The organism is Streptomyces sp. NBC_01723 (assembly GCF_036246005.1).
Taxonomy (GTDB): Bacteria; Actinomycetota; Actinomycetes; order Streptomycetales; family Streptomycetaceae; genus Streptomyces.
In genome coordinates, this window is record NZ_CP109171.1 from 7,639,786 (window position 1) to 7,654,814 (window position 15,029).

Sequence of the window (15,029 nt, forward strand, 5' to 3'; positions counted from 1 at the left end):
GGAACGGAGCAACACCCCATGGCAACCCTCTCCGTCGCCGCCATCCTCGCCGAGAACGCCCGGCGCCGTCCCGACAAGGAGGCGCTGGTCGAGGGCGGCCTGCGGCTCTCCTTCGCCGAGGTGTGGCGGCGTGCGCGGGCGCAGGCCGGCGCGCTGACCGGCCTCGGCGTCCGGCCGGGGGACCGGGTCGCGCTGATGGCGCCGAACACCGCCGACTTCCCGCAGGCGTACTACGCGATCGCCGCCGCCGGTGGCGTCGTCGTGCCCGTGCACCTGCTGCTGTCGGCCGCCGAGGTCGAGCACGTCCTGCGCGACAGCGGCGCCACGCTGCTGCTGTGCCACCCCGCCCAGGCCGAGACGGGCACGGCCGCCGCGCGGGAGACGGGCGTACGGGTGATCACCCTCGGCGACGAGTTCGGCACGCTCGCCGCCGACGCCGAGCCGCTGCCGACGTACGTCACCCGCGACGCCGACGACCCGGCCGTGGTCTTCTACACCAGCGGCACCACCGGTGTCCCCAAGGGCGCGGTGCTCAGCCACTTCAACCTGGTGATGAACGCGACCGTCAACGCCTTCGACGCCAACGACATCCGGCCCGACGACATCGCGCTCGGCGCGCTGCCGCTGTTCCACGCCTTCGGCCAGACCGTCTCCCTCAACTCGACCTGGCGGGCCGGGGCCACCCTCGTCCTGCTGCCCCGCTTCGACGCGGCGCGCGCGATCGAGCTGATGGTCGAGGAGAAGGTCAACACCTTCCACGGGGTGCCGACCATGTTCGTCGCCCTCGCCGCCGCGGCGCGCGACGCCGGCGCCCTGCCCGACCTGAGGGTGTGCGTCTCCGGCGGCGCCTCGCTGCCGGTGGCGGTGCTGGAGCGGTTCGAGGAGGCGTTCGGCGCGCGCGTCCACGAGGGGTACGGGCTGTCGGAGACCTCGCCCGCGGCGGCCGTGAACCAGCCCGTGTTCGGGACCAGGCCCGGCACCATCGGCCACCCGCTGTGGGGCGTGGACGTGGAGATCGCCCACGCGGACGTCGAGGGCCGCGTCGTCCTGCTGCCGCCCGGTGAGCTGGGCGAGGTCGTCGTACGCGGCCACAACGTCTTCTCCGGCTACCTCGGCCGCCCGGAGGCCACCGCCGAGGCGCTGGTCGACGGCTGGTTCCGCACGGGCGACCTCGGCACCAAGGACGACGAGGGCTTCCTGCGCATCGTCGACCGGAAGAAGGACGTCATCATCCGGGGCGGCTACAACGTCTACCCGCGGGAGGTCGAGGAGGTGCTGATGCGCCACCCCGGCATCGCGCACGTCGCCGTCATCGGCCTCCCGGACGAACTCCACGGCGAGGAGGTGTGCGCCGTCGTCGTCCCCGAGCCGGGCGCGACGCCGGACGCGGCCGGGATCACCGAGTGGTCCAAGGGACACCTCGGCCGGTACAAGTACCCGCGCCGGGTGGAGTTCGCGGACGCGCTGCCGCTCGGGCCGAGCATGAAGGTGCTGAAGCGGGAACTGCGGGCCCGCTACGTGGACCACGCCCCGCACCAGGGACCGCCGGCCCGCTAAGGACCGACTGGCGAGACGGTGCTTACGCGAACCGGTTGAGTGCGCATAGCATCAGTGGCCGCAATGGACACCATGACGCTCTGGCACCTCACCGGCTGGGAGTTCGCGGCGCTCGCCTTCGCGGCCCTGCTCGTCGGCTTCTCCAAGACCGCCGTGAGCGGGGCCAACACGGTCAGTCTCGCGATCTTCGCCGCGGTCCTTCCCGCCCGCGCCTCCACCGGCATCCTGCTGCCCGTCCTGATCGCCGGGGACGTCCTGGCCGTCCTCACCTACCGGCGGCACGCGCACTGGCCCACGCTGTGGCGGCTGTTCCCCGCCGTGGGGGTCGGCGTGGCCGTGGGCACCCTGTTCCTGGTGTGGGCGGACGACGCGATCGTCCGGACCTCGATCGGCGTGATCCTGCTGCTCATGGCCGGGGTGACGGTGTGGCGCAGGAGACGGGCCGACGCGTCCGACCCGCCCGGGGACGACGGTACGGCCGCGCGGGCCGGCCGGGTCAAGGCCCGTTCCTACGGCGTCCTCGGCGGCTTCACCACGATGGTCGCCAACGCGGGCGGCCCGGTGATGTCGATGTACCTGCTCTCCGCCGGCTTCCGCAAGCTCGGCTTCCTGGGCACGTCGGCGTTCTTCTTCCTGATCGTCAACGTCTCCAAGGTGCCCTTCAGTGCCGGCCTCGGCCTGATCGACGGCCGCTCGCTGCTCCTCGACGCCGCGCTGGTCGTGTTCGTGGTGCCCGGCGCGTTCCTCGGCAAGTGGGCGGTGACCCGGATCAACCAGCGCCTGTTCGAGCGTCTGGTGATCGCGGCGACGATCGTGGGTGGTCTGCAGCTCCTGCTGGCGTGAGGCGCCGCGGCAGGCCGTTGCTCAGGTCCTCGACCAGCAGGCGCTTGGCGATGGCGTCGACGGCGGCGCGCAGCTCGGTGCCGGTGGGCTTGCCGATGTCCTGCTCCACCCGGCCCTCCAGCCAGGTGGCCCACGCCCGCCCGATGACCAGGGCCTCGCGGGCCCCCGCGTCGGTGTGGGAGAACAGGGAGCCGTGACGGGCCAGGAAACCCTCCTCCACCATCCGGTCGAAGACCGGCAGCAGCACTTCCGGCGGCAGCCGGCGGCGGGCGGCGATCAGCCCCAGGCCGGCGTGCCCGACCAGGCGCGTGAACAGCTCGACCTGCATGACGGCCCAGGCGCCGGCGACGTCGAGGCGGGTGTCGCTGTCCGTGATGATCCGGCGCGCGGTGTCCAGCTCCGTACCGCCGATGATCTTTCCGACGGACGCCTCCAGGGCGCGCCTGTTGTCGGCGTCGTGCGGTGAGCCGAAGCCCTCGCCCATGTCGGTGGAGCCCGCGCGGGCGCTGTCGCGGAGCCGTACCTGCTTGAGGAACAGGGAGACGAGGAAGCCGAGCGCCGCGATCGGCACCGTCCACAGGAACACCGTCTGGATGGTGTCCGCGTAGGCGCCGACGATCGGTGCCGACGTCTGCGGAGGCAGTCCGTGCACGCCCTCCGGACTGGTCGCCGCACGGCCGATCGCCGACGGGTCGGCGGCGCCCGTGCGGGCGGCCTCGGCGACGCCCTCGCGCAGGTTGGGGCCGAGGGCGTTGACGTAGATGGTGCCGAACACGGCGGTGCCGAAGGAGCTGCCCAGGGTGCGGAAGAAGGTGACGCCGGAGGTCGCGGTGCCGAGGTCGGCGTAGTCGACGGTGTTCTGCACGGCGATGATCAGCACCTGCATGGACAGGCCGATGCCGGTGCCCAGCACGAACATGTACAGCGACTCCAGGACGGCGCCGGTCGACGGGTCCATCAGCGACATCAGGTACAGGCCGACGCCCATCACCAGCGTGCCCACGATCGGGAACAGCCGGTACTGTCCCGTCCGGCTGACGACGCTGCCGCTGAAGACCGAGGCGATCAGCAGCCCCGCCACCATCGGCAGCGTCCGCACGCCGGAGACGGTGGCCGAGTCGCCGTCGACGTACTGGAGGTAGGTCGGCAGGTACGTCAGCGCGCCGAGCATCGCGAAGCCGACGATGAAGCTGAGCACCGAGCAGACCGTGAACACCGGGTTGGCGAACAGCCGCATCGGCAGCATCGGTTCGGGCGCCCGCAGCTCCACCAGGCAGAACAGCGCGAGCGCGACCAGCCCGCCCGCGAACAGGCCCAGGATCACGCCCGAGCTCCACGCGTACTCGTTGCCGCCCCAGCTGGTCGCCAGGATCAGCGCGCTCGCGCCCACCGCGACCAGCGCGATGCCCAGGTAGTCGATGACGGGCCGGACGGCCGACTTCACCACCGGGATGGTGCGGGCCGCGGCGATCACGACGGCGATCGCGATGGGCACGTTGACGTAGAACGCCCAGCGCCACGAGAGGTGGTCGGTGAACAGCCCGCCCAACAGTGGCCCGATGACCGTGGAGACCCCGAACACCGCGCCGATGGCGCCCTGGTACTTGCCGCGCTCCCGAAGCGGGATCACGTCCGCGATCAGCGCCATGGCCGTCACCATCAGGCCGCCCGCGCCGATGCCCTGCATCGCCCGCCACGTGATCAGCAGCGGCATGCTGGTCGCCAGTCCGCACAGGAACGACCCGGTGATGAAGACGACCGCCGAGACCTGGAAGACCACCTTGCGGCCGAACAGGTCGCCGAACTTGCCGACCAGCACCGTCGCCACGGTCTCCGCGAGCAGGTACGACGTCACCACCCACGACATGTGCGAGGCGCCGCCCAGGTCCGACACGATCGTCGGCAGCGCGGTGCCGACGATCGTCTGGTCCAGGGCCGCCAGCAGCAGCCCGAGCATGATCGTGACGAAGACGACGTTGCGCCGCCGCCGGTCCAGCACGGGCGGCTGTACGGCGGCGGTCCGTGATGCTTCCTCGGCGACTGTCACCAGGTCACGATCACACCCGTGCAGCGGCCACGCATGTGGGGACGGTCCGCCCGGGTACGCGCGAGGGCGTGGCCGGGGGACACCCCCCTACGCGTCGCCGGAACGCCGCCGCAGCAGGTACGTGTCCATGATCCAGCCCTTGCGCTCCCGCGCCTCGGCGCGCAGCCGCTCGATGCGCGGGCCGGCCTCGGCGATCGGACCCGAGTCGAGGATCTCGTCCGGGGTGCCCAGGTAGGCGCCCCAGTAGATGTCGAGGTCCTGGTCCGTGTACCGCCGGAAGGTCTGGTGGGCGTCGAGCATCACCACGACGTCGTCGACGCCCTCGGGGAAGCCCTCCGCGAGCCGCCGCCCGGTGGTGATCTGCACCGGCCGCGCCACCCGGTTCAGCCCCGTCCGGTGCCGGGCGGCCAGTGACGAGACGCTGCTGATGCCGGGCACCACGTCGTACGCGAAGGCCACCGTGCCGCGTCCCAGGACCTCCTCCAGGATGCCCAGCGTGCTGTCGTACAGCGACGGGTCGCCCCACACCAGGAACGCGCCGCTCTCGTCCTCGCCCAGCTCCTCGGCGATCAGCCGTTCGTAGATGCCGGCGCGGGCCAGGCGCCAGTCCTCGACGGCGGGGGAGTACGCCGCGCCCTCCGCGCTCCGGTCCCGCTCCGGGTCACGGGCCTCGACGACCCGGTACGTGCCCTGCGGTACGTGCGTCTCCAGCATGTCCCGGCGCAGCCGCACCAGGTCGTCCTTCACCTCGCCCTTGCCCAGGACGAAGAACACGTCCGTGCCGCGCATCGCCCTGACCGCCTGCAGGGTCAGCTGGTCGGGGTCGCCCGCACCGATACCGATCACATGAATCTTCCGCACCCCACGAGTCTGCCGTACGCCACCGACAGCCCCCGGACCGGGCCGCCGGCCCGGCACGTGCGGGTCAGCCCCGGAGCCGCGGCGCCCGGGCCCCCGCGTCCACGGACGCGCCGTCCTCCACGTCCCCCGCCAGCTCCACGGCCCACCCGGCGACCGCGCCGAGATCCACCCCGTACGGCCGTTCCCGTCCGGTGTCCGACGCCGCCCACTCCGTCACGGCGCCCGCCCCGCGCCGCAGCAGCCTGGCCCCGCCGGTGCCGTTCCCGCGGGCCGCGTGCGTGAGCCCCACCGCCAGCTGGGCCATCCCGCGCCACAGCTGCCGCTCCTCCTCGGGGCCCGATTTCCAGGCGTCCTCGAAGACCTCGTGCGCGTGGAACGGCTTCCCCTCGTCCAGCAGCCGCTGCGCCTCGGCGACCGTCGCGTCCGGCGACCGCACGACGCCCTCCGGCTGACGGGCGACGCCGTCCGCGCCGTACGGCAGCGGGCGCCCCAGCCCGTCGCGCGGCCGGGCGTTGCGCGCCCGCCCCTCCTCGTCCCGGTCGCGGGCGTCGGCCGGGCGGTCCGATGCTGTGCTGTCCATACGGCCGATTGTCCCCCGCCCGTCCCGCTTAGGCGTGGCCCGGTGGGTGCGGTAAGGTGCTGTCGCGTGATCGCGCGGTCGCACCGCGCGTGGGCACCGGGACGTGGCGCAGCTTGGTAGCGCACTTGACTGGGGGTCAAGGGGTCGCAGGTTCAAATCCTGTCGTCCCGACGGTGACCGAAGAAGGACCTCCGCGGGCATGAGCCCGCGGAGGTCCTTCTCACATTCCCGGCCGCCACGGCCGCGGGGCCGCCGGGTCAGACCTGGTAGCGCTCCGCCGCGAACAGGTCCAGGTGCTCCTTCACCCACGCCGACGTCCGGCGCAGCCCGTCCGCGAGGCCGACCTGCGGCTCCCAGCCCGCCCACCGGCGGGCGCGGGAGTTGTCGGACAGGAGACGCTGGACCTCGCTGCCGCTCGGGCGCAGCCGGGCGGGGTCCACGACGATCTCCGCGTCGGTGCCCGCGGCGACGGTGAGGGCCTGCGCCAGGTCCCCGATGGATATCTCCCGGCCCGAGCCGAGGTTGACCACCTGCCCGAGAGCCCGGTCGCAGTCGGCCATCGCCATGAAGCCCCGCGCCGTGTCGGTGACGTAGGTGAAGTCCCGGGTGGGCGTGAGTGAGCCGAGCCTGATCGTGCGGGCCCCGGAGTGCAGTTGGGCGAGGATCGCGGGGATCACCGCGCGGGCGGACTGCCGGGGGCCGTAGGTGTTGAAGGGGCGCACCACGGTGACCGGCAGTTCGAAGGCGTGCCAGTGGGAGAGCGCCATCATGTCGGCGCCGATCTTGGAGGCGGAGTACGGCGACTGCGGCTGCAGCGGGTGGCTCTCGCTGATCGGCGCCGTGCGGGCGGTGCCGTACACCTCGCTGGTGGAGGTGTGCACCATGCGGCGCACCTGGTGGCGCCGGCAGGCCTCGGCGATGTTCTCGGTGCCGACGACGTTCGTCTGGACGTAGGCGCCGGGCGAGTCGTAGCTGTACGGGATGCCGATCAGGGCGGCGAGGTGGAAGACGGTGTCGCAGCCGTCGACGGCGTCCATCACGCGGCCGGCGTCGCGGACGTCGCCGGTGACCGTCGTGACCAGCGGGTGGCCGAGGAGGTGGGCGAGGTGGCCCTTCTCGGCGTACGGCTTGTAGTGCGTGAACGCCCGGACCCGGGCGCCCCGGGCGACGAGCAGGTCGACCAGGGCCGAGCCGATGAAACCCTCGGCTCCGGTGACCAGGACCTCGCGGCCGGTCCAGTCGGGGGTGTGGTTCATGGGGTGTGCTCCAAGGGGGCGAGGGTCGGCAGGGGGTGGCCGGCGAGGCGCAGTACCTCGGCGGCGAGCAGGTCGGCGGCGTACGCGTGCGGGCCGGGGTCGGCGGCCGACTCCATCGCCGCGAGCCGGGCGGGATCGGCCAGCAGCGGTTCGATCAGTTCGGCCAGTCGCGCCGCCGAGGTCTCGGCGTCGGACAGCAGCAGGCCGGCCCCGGCGTCGGTCAGCACCCGCGCGTTGTGCGTCTGGTGGTCGCCGGGCGCGTGCGGGTAGGGCACGAGCACCGCGGGCACGCCGGTGCTGGCGAGTTCGGCGACCGTCGCCGAACCGGCCCGGCAGACCACCAGGTCGGCGGCGGCGTACACCTGGTCCATGTGGTCCAGGTAGGGCACCACGCGGGCCACCCGGCTGCCCGCGAGCCGGAACCCGGCCTCCTCCAGCGCGTCCGGCCCGGTCTTGATCAGCAGGTGGACGTCGGTGCGCCGCCGCCAGCGCCGGGCCAGCTCCGTCGCGGCCTCGGTGAGCCGCGCGGCGCCCAGGCTGCCGCCGTTGAAGACGACGAGCCGCGCCCCGTCCGGCACCCCCAGCGCCCGCCGTGCCTCGGGGCGCCGGGCGTCGCGGTCCAGCCCGGCGAGGGCAGCCGCGATGGGCATGCCGACGACGCGGGCGTTCTCGCCGCCGGCCAGGCCCGAACGGGAGCGGTCGAAGGCGACCGTGACGTGAGGGGTGAGCCGGGCGGCGAAACGGTTGGCGCGGCCCGGTACGGCGTTGGACTCGTGGATCAGGCTCGGCAGGCCCGACCAGCGGGCCCCGAGGATCACCGGGGCGCTCGGATAGCCGCCCATGCCGACCGCCACCTGGGCCCGCTGCTCGCGCAGTACCGTCCGGCACTGCCCGGCGGACCGCACCAGCGCCGAGGGCAGCAGGTAGCGCCGGGCGCCGAGGCTCGGGTCGAAGGGGATCATGTCGACGGTGTGCAGCCGGTACCCGGCCTGCGGGATGAGCCGGGTCTCCAGGCCCCGGGTGGTGCCGACGAAGGAGATCTCCGCGGCCGGTACGGCGCGGCGCAGCGCGTCGGCGAGGGCGAGACCGGGGTAGATGTGCCCACCGGTACCGCCCGCGCCGATCACCACGGACAGCCGGGGCGGGGGACTGTGAGGTCCGGCGGGCGGCACGTGGGCCGGGCCGGAGGACGAGGATCCGAACATGGCCGCCACGGTCACAAGCCGGCCTAAGAAGGTTTTAAGACACTCCTTTGGCAGGCTGGGCGCGTGCTGAGGAGAATTCTGGTGGTCGACGACGAGCCCGAGGTGCGGGCCGCCGTCGAGGACGGCCTCACCGTCGAGGGCTACGCCGTGAGGGGCGCCGCCGACGGCCTCGCGGCCCTCTCCGAGGTCGCCGCCTGGCAGCCGGACGCCGTGGTCGTCGACGTGATGATGCCGGTCCTGGACGGCCTGGCGTTCTGCCGCCGCCTGCGGGGCATCGGCGACCGGACGCCGGTGCTGGTGCTGACCGCGCTGGACTCGGTGAGCGAACGCGTCGACGGGCTGGACGCCGGCGCCGACGACTACCTGGTCAAGCCGTTCGCGCTGGACGAGCTGACCGCCCGGGTGCGGGCCCTGCTGCGCCGGGCGGACACCGGCGCCCAGGAGCCGGGCGACCTCCTGTCGTACGCCGACCTGGTGGTGGACCCGCAGACCCGGGCCGGACGCCGCGGCGAGCGGGCCGTCGAGTTCAGCCGGACCGAGTGCGCGCTGCTGGAGCAGCTGCTGCTCCACCCCGGGCAGGTCCTCACCCGGGAGACCCTCTTCGAACGGGTCTGGGGACACGACTTCGGCCCCGGCTCCAACTCGCTCGCCGTCTACGTCGGTTACCTGCGCCGCAAGCTGGAGGCGGAGGGCGAGCCGCGCCTGGTGCACACCGTGCACGGGGTCGGCTACCGCCTGGGCGCGGCGTGAACGGGCCGTGGCTTCTCCTGCCGCGCCCGCGCCGGCTGCGGTCCCGGCTGGCACTGGCGGCCTCGGCGGCCGTCGTCCTCGTGACCGTAGGCGTGTGCACGGCCGCGTTCTTCGTCCTGCGTTACAAGCTCTACCAGCAGGTCGACCAGAACCTCGCGCAGTCGGCCACCCTCGTCGCCCAGCAGAGCCGGGAGGACGGGCCGACCGTGCACCGCGGTGAGTGCCGCTTCCTGGGCGCCCCCGCCTGTGCCCAGACGGTGCCGCCCGATCCGGCCGACGACCCGGCCGAGCCGTACGTCCTGCCCGTGTCCCCGGCCGTCCGCGAGGTGGCGGCCGGCGGCCGCGCGCCGTACTACCGGAACGTCACCGTCGACGGGCACCCCGCGCGCATGCTGACCACCACGTTCGGTGACGGCACCGCCGTCCAGGTCGCGCTCCGTTCCGACGTGGCCGAGCGCGGCGTGCACCAGGCCGCGTGGCTGCTGAGCGGCATCGGCGCGGCGGGCGTGGTCGTCGCCGGGCTGCTCGGCTACGCCGTCTCCCGGACCGGCCTCGCCCCCGTCACCCGGCTCACGGCCACGGCGGAGCGGGTCGCCGCCACCCGCGACCCGCGACACCGCATCGACCTGCCCGCCGGGCCGGGGCCCGGCGGACACTGGGACGACGAGATCACCCGGCTCGCGACGACCTTCAACACGATGCTCGACGAGCTGGAGCGGTCGGTGACGGCACAGCGCCGGCTGATCGCCGACGCCTCGCACGAGCTGCGCACCCCGCTGACCGCGCTGCGCACCAACGCCGAACTCCTCACTCGCGCCGACCGCCTGCCCGCCGACCGGCGCGAGCGGGCGGCCGGCGCCCTGGTCCGGCAGCTGGAGGACGTCACCACCCTGGTGAACGACCTCATCGAGCTGGCCCGGGACGAGGAACCGCAGCCGCTCCTCGAACAGATCGACCTCGCCGCGCTCACCCGGCACGCCCTGACCCGCGCCCGCGAACGCTGGCCCGGCATCACCTTCACCCTGGACGTCACCGACCGCACGGCCGGCCTGCTGCGCCCCGGCATCCCGGCCCGGCTGGCCCGGCTGCTCGGCAACCTGCTGGACAACGCGGCCAAGTTCAGCCCGCCCGGCGGCACGGTCGAGGTCGCCTTGACCGAACGGGAGCTGACCGTGCGCGACCACGGCCCCGGCATCGCCGACCAGGACCTGCCGCACATCTTCGACCGCTTCTACCGGGCACCGTCCGCCCGCGCGCTGCCCGGTTCGGGCCTCGGGCTGGCCATGGCCCGTCAGATCGCCCGCACCCACGGCGCCGAACTCACCGCCGAGCGCGCGCCCGGCGCGGGGGCGTTGTTCCGGCTCACCTTCTGAGACCGGCCCGGCCGGCCGGGGTCGGGCGTCAGGTCCTGACCAGCAGCTGGAAGTCGAAGGCGTACCGGGACGCGCGGTAGATGTGCGTCCCGTACTCGACCGGGCGCCCGGTGTCGTCGTACGCGGTGCGCTGCATGGTCAGCAGCGCGGCTCCCTCCCGTTCGTCGAGGCGCTCGGCCTCCTCACGGGTGGCGATGCGGGCGCCGACGGTCTGGCGGGCGCTGTGCAGGGTGATCCCGGACGCGCGCATAAGCCGGTACAGGCCGGTCGACTCCAGCCGTGTGCCGTCGAGTTCCAGCAGCCCCGCCGGAAGGTAGTTGCACAGCAGCGCCACCGGCTGGCCGTGGGTGAGGCGCAGCCGCTCCAGCACGGTGACCTCGTCGCCCTCCGCGACGCCGAGCGCCGCCGCCGCTTCGGCGGGGGCCGGGACGCCCTCGTTGCGCACCACCAGGGTGCCGGGACCCTGCCCGGCCGCCTCCAGGTCGTCGTACAGGCTGCTCAGCTCCAGCGGGCGCTTGACCTGGCTGTGCACCACCTGGGTGCCGACGCCGCGCCGCCGGACCAGCAGGCCCTTGTCCACCAGGGACTGGATGGCCTGCCGGACGGTCGGCCGGGACAGGCCCAGGCGGACCGAGAGGTCGACCTCGTTGCCCAGCAGGTTCCCCGGCGCGAGGACGCCGTGTTCTATCGCCCCCTCCAGCTGCTGGGCCAGCTGGTGGTAGAGCGGCACGGGACTGCTCCGGTCGAGGGCGAAGTCCAGGGTGCTCAGCGCGGGGGCGGTCACGGCACGTGCCCGGTCGCCGGTCTTCGCCATGGACGTACCTCCGTTGCGTGGATGACGGGGTGTCAGAGGTGGTGGCGGCGGTCGGCGACCGCGTGTTCGTACCGCGCGCGGGCGTCGTTGACGGGCTCGCGGGCCGACACCTCGGCCACCGGCACGTCCCACCAGGCCTCGGCCGGGAGGGCGTCGCGGGCCGCTACGGTCTCGACGTGGACGCAGGTCGGGCGGGTCGCCGCGCGGGCCGTCGACAGCGCCTCGCGCAGCTCCCGCACGGTCTTGGCGCGCAGCACGTCCATGCCGAGGCTGGCCGCGTTGGCCGCGAGGTCGACGGGGAGCGGGGCGCCGGTGAAGGTGCCGTCGGCGGCGCGGTGGTGGTAGTCGGTGCCGAACCGCTCGGCGCCCACCGACTCGGACAGGCCGCCGATCGAGGCGTAGCCGTGGTTCTGCACCAGGACCAGCTTGACCGGCAGGTTCTCCTGCACGGCGGTGACGATCTCGGTCGGGTTCATCAGGTACGTGCCGTCGCCCACCAGGGCCCACACCGCCGTGCCGGGCGCGGCCTGCTGGACGCCGAGCGCGGCCGGGATCTCGTAGCCCATGCAGGAGTAGCCGTACTCCAGGTGGTACTGGCGCGGCGAGCGGGACCGCCACAGCTTGTGCAGGTCGCCGGGGAGCGAACCGGCCGCGTTGATCACCACGTCCTCGTCGCCGACCACCGCGTCCAGCGCGCCCAGCACCTGCGTCTGGGTCGGCACGGCGCTGTCGTCGTCGGCCCGGAAGGCGGCCCGCACCTTCTCCTCCCAGCGGGTCCGGCCGGCCCGGTACTCGTCCTCGTACGACGACGACACCCGGTGGCTGGGGCTGGACAGCGCCTCGGTCAGCGCGGTGAGCCCGGCCCGCGCGTCGCAGACCAGGGCGCGGGCGGCGAGCTTGTGGGCGTCGAAGGCGGTGATGTTGAGGTTCAGGAAGCGGACGTCCGGGTTCTGGAAGAGGGTGCCGGAGGCCGTGGTGAAGTCCGAGTAGCGGGTGCCGACGCCGATCACCAGGTCGGCGGTGCGGGCCAGGTCGTCGGCGACGGCGGTGCCGGTGTGGCCGATGCCGCCGAGGTCGGCGGGATGGTCGTGGCGCAGGGCGCCCTTGCCGGCCTGGGTGGAGGCGACCGGGATGCCGGTGGCGTCGACCAGCGCCGTCAGCGCCGTCTCGGCCTCGCTGTGGTGGACGCCGCCGCCCGCGACGATCAGCGGGCGCCGGGCGGCGCGGAGCGCCTGGACGGCCTCGGCCAGCTCCTCGGGGTCGGGTGCCGGCCGCCGTACCCGCCAGACGCGGTCGGCGAAGAACTCCTCCGGCCAGTCGAACGCCTCCGCCTGCACGTCCTGCGGCAGCGCGAGGGTGACCGCGCCGGTCTCGGCGGGGTCGGCGAGCACGCGCATCGCCCGGAGCGCGGAGGCGAGCAGCGCCTCGGGGCGGTTGATCCGGTCGAAGTAACGGGAGACGGGACGCAGGGCGTCGTTGACCGACACGTCGGCCTCGACCGGGTGCTCCAGCTGCTGGAGCAGCGGGCCCGCGGCGTGCGAGGCGAAGTAGTCGCCCGGCAGGAGCAGGACCGGCAGGCGGTTGACGGTCGCCAGGGCCGCGCCGGTGACCAGGTTGGTGGCGCCGGGGCCGATGGACGTCGTCACCGCCTGTGCGGAGAGGCGGTTGAGCTGCCGGGCGTACCCGACGGCGGCGTGCACCATGGCCTGTTCGTTGCGCCCCTGGTGGAACGGCATGACGCCGCCGTACTCGACGAGGGCCTGGCCGACGCCCGCCACGTTGCCGTGGCCGAAGATGCCCCAGGTACCGGCGATCAGGCGGTGCCGTACGCCGTCGCGTTCGGTGTACTGCGCGGCCAGGAAGCGCACCAGGGCCTGGGCGGTGGTCAGTCGGCGGGTGCCGGTGGCGCTCATGCGGACCTCTCCGGTGCGGTGTAGAGGGGGAGTCGGGGGTCGACGGCCTGGTCCGGCCAGGTGTCGCGGATCCAGGCGTGCTCGGGGTGGTCGCAGATCAGCCAGGCGCGTTCGGCCGCCGGGCCCGCCATGACGTTCAGGTAGTACATGTGGTGTCCGGGGACGGCCATGGACGGTCCGTGCCAGCCGTCGGGGATGAGGACCACGTCGCCGTTTCGCACCTCGGCCAGCACGTCCGTGCCCTTGCCCCGTCCGGACGGGGAGACCCGCTGGTAGCCGAGGCCGGGGGTGCCGTCGTGATCCGCGAACTCGAAGTAGTAGATCTCCTCCAGCACCGACTCCTCGCCGGGCCGGTGCTCGTCGTGTTTGTGCGGGGGGAAGGACGACCAGTTGCCGCCCGGGGTGAGCACCTCGACCGCGATCAGCTTGTCGCACTCGAATCCCTGTTCATCCGCGCCTCCGGCGCGGGCGGCCGCACCGAAGTTGTTGACCTGCCGCGAGCAGTTCCCGGTGCCGCGCAGCTCCACCGGCACCGAGGACGCCGGGCCGTACCGGGCGGGCAGGCGGCGGGTGCAGCGGGCGCCGGTGAGGGCGAAGCGGCCGCCGCCGGTCGAGGTCACCGTCGTACGCGCGTCGCGGGGTACGTACGCGAAGTCGCTGACGCCGCTGAACACGCTGTCACGGCCGGTGAGTTCGAAGGTCTCCTGGCCGAAGTCGTCGGCGGTGGCGACGGTGCAGCCGCCGCTCAGCGGCAGGACGATCCACTCGCTCTCGCCGCTGTCGAAGGTGTGGCCGCCGCCGGGCGGCAGGTTCAGGACCCGCAGGCCGGCGTAGCCCCAGCCGGCGCTCTCGGGCGTCACGTCCACGGCGTACGGGCCGTCCGCCGCCGCCTTGCCCGCTGGAAGGTGATACGTCATCGCCTACTCCTCCGCCTCTTCTCGGTCACAGCAGTCCGACGGCCGTGTCCACCGCCTGTTCGACGCTGCCCTCGGCCGGGTAGAGCAGCGAGCGGCCGACGACCATGCCTTGCACGGTGGGCAGCCTGAGCGCCTTGCGCCAGCGCTCGTAGGCCGCCGTCTGGTCGGCGGGCGAGCCGCCTATGTCGCCGCCGAGCAGGACGGCGGGCAGCGTGGAGGTCGCCAGGACCTCACCCATGTCCTCCGGGTCGTCGGTGACGGGCAGTTTCAGCCAGGTGTAGGCCGAGGTGCCGCCGAGGCCGGAGGCGATGGCGACGGAGCGGGTGACGGCCTCGGCGGACAGGTCGTTGCGCACCCGGCCGTCGACCCGCCGGGAGATGAACGGCTCCACGAACAGCGGCAGCCTGCGTTCCGCCATGGCGTCCACGGCGCGGGCGGCGGCCTCCATCGTGGCCAGCGAGCCCGGATCGTCGTAGTCGACGCGCAGCAGCAGCTTCCCCGCGTCGAAGCGCAGCCGGGCGATGTCCTCGGCGCGGTGACCGGTGAAGCGGTCGTCCATCTCGAAGGCGGCGCCCGCGAGACCCCCGCGGTTCATCGACCCCATGACGACCTTGTTCTCCAGCACCCCGAGCAGCAGCAGGTCGTCCAGCACGTCGGCGGTGGCGAGCACGCCGTCGACGCCCGGCCGGGACAGCGCGGTGCACAGGCGCTCCAGCAGGTCGGCCCGGTTGGCCATGGCGAGCCGGCGGTCGCCGACGCCGAGCGAGCCGCGGGCCGGATGGTCGGCCGCCACGATCATCAGCCGGCCGGAGTCGCCGATCAGCGGCCGGCGGGTACGGCGGGCCGCGGCCTCGGCGACCGCCTCCGGACGCCGGGCTCTGACCGCGGTGAGGTCGGGGATGCTGAGGGACAA

The 15,029-nt window shown here is 73.7% G+C and carries 13 protein-coding genes and 1 tRNA gene; 5 read left to right on the top strand and 9 right to left on the bottom strand.

Going from position 1 to position 15,029, the window contains the following annotated elements:
• The first annotated feature begins 18 nt into the window (after nt 1-18).
• Together OIE75_RS35780 and OIE75_RS35785 are read left to right on the top strand one after the other, a co-directional pair.
• On the top strand, nt 19-1,557 hold the full coding sequence (locus OIE75_RS35780) for a long-chain-fatty-acid--CoA ligase (protein ID WP_329473412.1): 1,539 nt from the start codon (nt 19-21) through the stop codon (nt 1,555-1,557).
• Nucleotides 1,558-1,620: 63 nt separating this feature from the next.
• Nucleotides 1,621-2,400, top strand: a complete 780-nt coding sequence (locus OIE75_RS35785; RefSeq protein WP_329473413.1) for a sulfite exporter TauE/SafE family protein — start codon at nt 1,621-1,623, stop codon at nt 2,398-2,400.
• Here the strand turns inward: OIE75_RS35785 and OIE75_RS35790 are convergent.
• The 3 genes from OIE75_RS35790 to OIE75_RS35800 form a co-directional block, all read right to left on the bottom strand.
• Nucleotides 2,327-4,447, bottom strand: a complete 2,121-nt coding sequence (locus OIE75_RS35790; RefSeq protein WP_329473414.1) for an MDR family MFS transporter — start codon at nt 4,445-4,447, stop codon at nt 2,327-2,329. The genes OIE75_RS35785 and OIE75_RS35790 overlap by 74 nt on opposite strands.
• Nucleotides 4,448-4,534: 87 nt before the next feature.
• Complete coding sequence (cobF, locus tag OIE75_RS35795; protein ID WP_329473415.1) at nt 4,535-5,308, bottom strand: precorrin-6A synthase (deacetylating); 774 nt, start codon at nt 5,306-5,308, stop codon at nt 4,535-4,537.
• Nucleotides 5,309-5,372: 64 nt separating this feature from the next.
• Nucleotides 5,373-5,888 carry a DUF309 domain-containing protein gene (locus OIE75_RS35800; RefSeq protein WP_329473416.1) on the bottom strand — a complete coding sequence of 172 codons (516 nt, stop codon included), beginning with the start codon at nt 5,886-5,888 and terminating at the stop codon, nt 5,373-5,375.
• 97 nt (nt 5,889-5,985) lie between these two features.
• Here OIE75_RS35800 and OIE75_RS35805 point away from each other — a divergent pair.
• Nucleotides 5,986-6,059 (top strand) — tRNA-Pro (locus OIE75_RS35805).
• An 86-nt stretch (nt 6,060-6,145) separates the two neighbouring features.
• Here OIE75_RS35805 and OIE75_RS35810 read toward each other — a convergent pair.
• Together OIE75_RS35810 and OIE75_RS35815 are read right to left on the bottom strand one after the other, a co-directional pair.
• On the bottom strand, nt 6,146-7,144 hold the full coding sequence (locus OIE75_RS35810; RefSeq protein ID WP_329473417.1) for a GDP-mannose 4,6-dehydratase: 999 nt from the start codon (nt 7,142-7,144) through the stop codon (nt 6,146-6,148).
• Nucleotides 7,141-8,271, bottom strand: coding sequence for a UDP-N-acetylglucosamine--N-acetylmuramyl-(pentapeptide) pyrophosphoryl-undecaprenol N-acetylglucosamine transferase (locus tag OIE75_RS35815; protein ID WP_329474130.1), 1,131 nt, complete (start codon nt 8,269-8,271; stop codon nt 7,141-7,143). The genes OIE75_RS35810 and OIE75_RS35815 overlap by 4 nt, the downstream gene beginning before the upstream one ends.
• A gap of 141 nt (nt 8,272-8,412) precedes the next feature.
• Between OIE75_RS35815 and OIE75_RS35820 the strand changes: the two genes are divergently transcribed.
• Nucleotides 8,413-9,099, top strand: coding sequence for a response regulator transcription factor (locus OIE75_RS35820; protein ID WP_329473418.1), 687 nt, complete (start codon nt 8,413-8,415; stop codon nt 9,097-9,099).
• Nucleotides 9,096-10,472: a sensor histidine kinase gene (locus OIE75_RS35825; RefSeq protein ID WP_329473419.1), complete on the top strand. Its 1,377-nt coding sequence runs from the start codon at nt 9,096-9,098 to the stop codon at nt 10,470-10,472. The genes OIE75_RS35820 and OIE75_RS35825 overlap by 4 nt, the downstream gene beginning before the upstream one ends.
• Nucleotides 10,473-10,500: 28 nt before the next feature.
• On the opposite strand, the gene OIE75_RS35830 is transcribed toward OIE75_RS35825, so the two are convergent.
• The 4 genes from OIE75_RS35830 to OIE75_RS35845 are packed head-to-tail and all read right to left on the bottom strand — an operon-like array spanning nt 10,501 to nt 15,029.
• Complete coding sequence (locus OIE75_RS35830; RefSeq protein WP_329473420.1) at nt 10,501-11,286, bottom strand: GntR family transcriptional regulator; 786 nt, start codon at nt 11,284-11,286, stop codon at nt 10,501-10,503.
• A 32-nt stretch (nt 11,287-11,318) separates the two neighbouring features.
• The gene (gene iolD / locus OIE75_RS35835; RefSeq protein WP_329473421.1) at nt 11,319-13,199 is read right to left on the bottom strand and encodes a 3D-(3,5/4)-trihydroxycyclohexane-1,2-dione acylhydrolase (decyclizing); all 1,881 of its coding nucleotides are present in this window, start codon (nt 13,197-13,199) and stop codon (nt 11,319-11,321) included.
• On the bottom strand, nt 13,196-14,116 hold the full coding sequence (iolB, locus tag OIE75_RS35840) for a 5-deoxy-glucuronate isomerase (RefSeq protein ID WP_329473422.1): 921 nt from the start codon (nt 14,114-14,116) through the stop codon (nt 13,196-13,198). The genes iolD and iolB overlap by 4 nt, the downstream gene beginning before the upstream one ends.
• A 25-nt stretch (nt 14,117-14,141) precedes the next feature.
• Nucleotides 14,142-15,029, bottom strand: a complete 888-nt coding sequence (locus OIE75_RS35845) for a Cgl0159 family (beta/alpha)8-fold protein (protein WP_307016423.1) — start codon at nt 15,027-15,029, stop codon at nt 14,142-14,144.

Excerpts from the sequence above, each read along its gene's own strand:
- OIE75_RS35800 (WP_329473416.1), bottom strand. The coding sequence starts at position 5,888 with ATGGACAGCACAGCATCGGACCGCCCGGCCGACGCCCGCGACCGGGAC.
- iolD (WP_329473421.1), bottom strand. The coding sequence starts at position 13,199 with ATGAGCGCCACCGGCACCCGCCGACTGACCACCGCCCAGGCCCTGGTG.
- OIE75_RS35780 (WP_329473412.1), top strand. The coding sequence starts at position 19 with ATGGCAACCCTCTCCGTCGCCGCCATCCTCGCCGAGAACGCCCGGCGC.
- OIE75_RS35810 (WP_329473417.1), bottom strand. The coding sequence starts at position 7,144 with ATGAACCACACCCCCGACTGGACCGGCCGCGAGGTCCTGGTCACCGGA.
- OIE75_RS35830 (WP_329473420.1), bottom strand. The coding sequence starts at position 11,286 with ATGGCGAAGACCGGCGACCGGGCACGTGCCGTGACCGCCCCCGCGCTG.
- iolB (WP_329473422.1), bottom strand. The coding sequence starts at position 14,116 with ATGACGTATCACCTTCCAGCGGGCAAGGCGGCGGCGGACGGCCCGTAC.
- OIE75_RS35785 (WP_329473413.1), top strand. The coding sequence starts at position 1,621 with ATGGACACCATGACGCTCTGGCACCTCACCGGCTGGGAGTTCGCGGCG.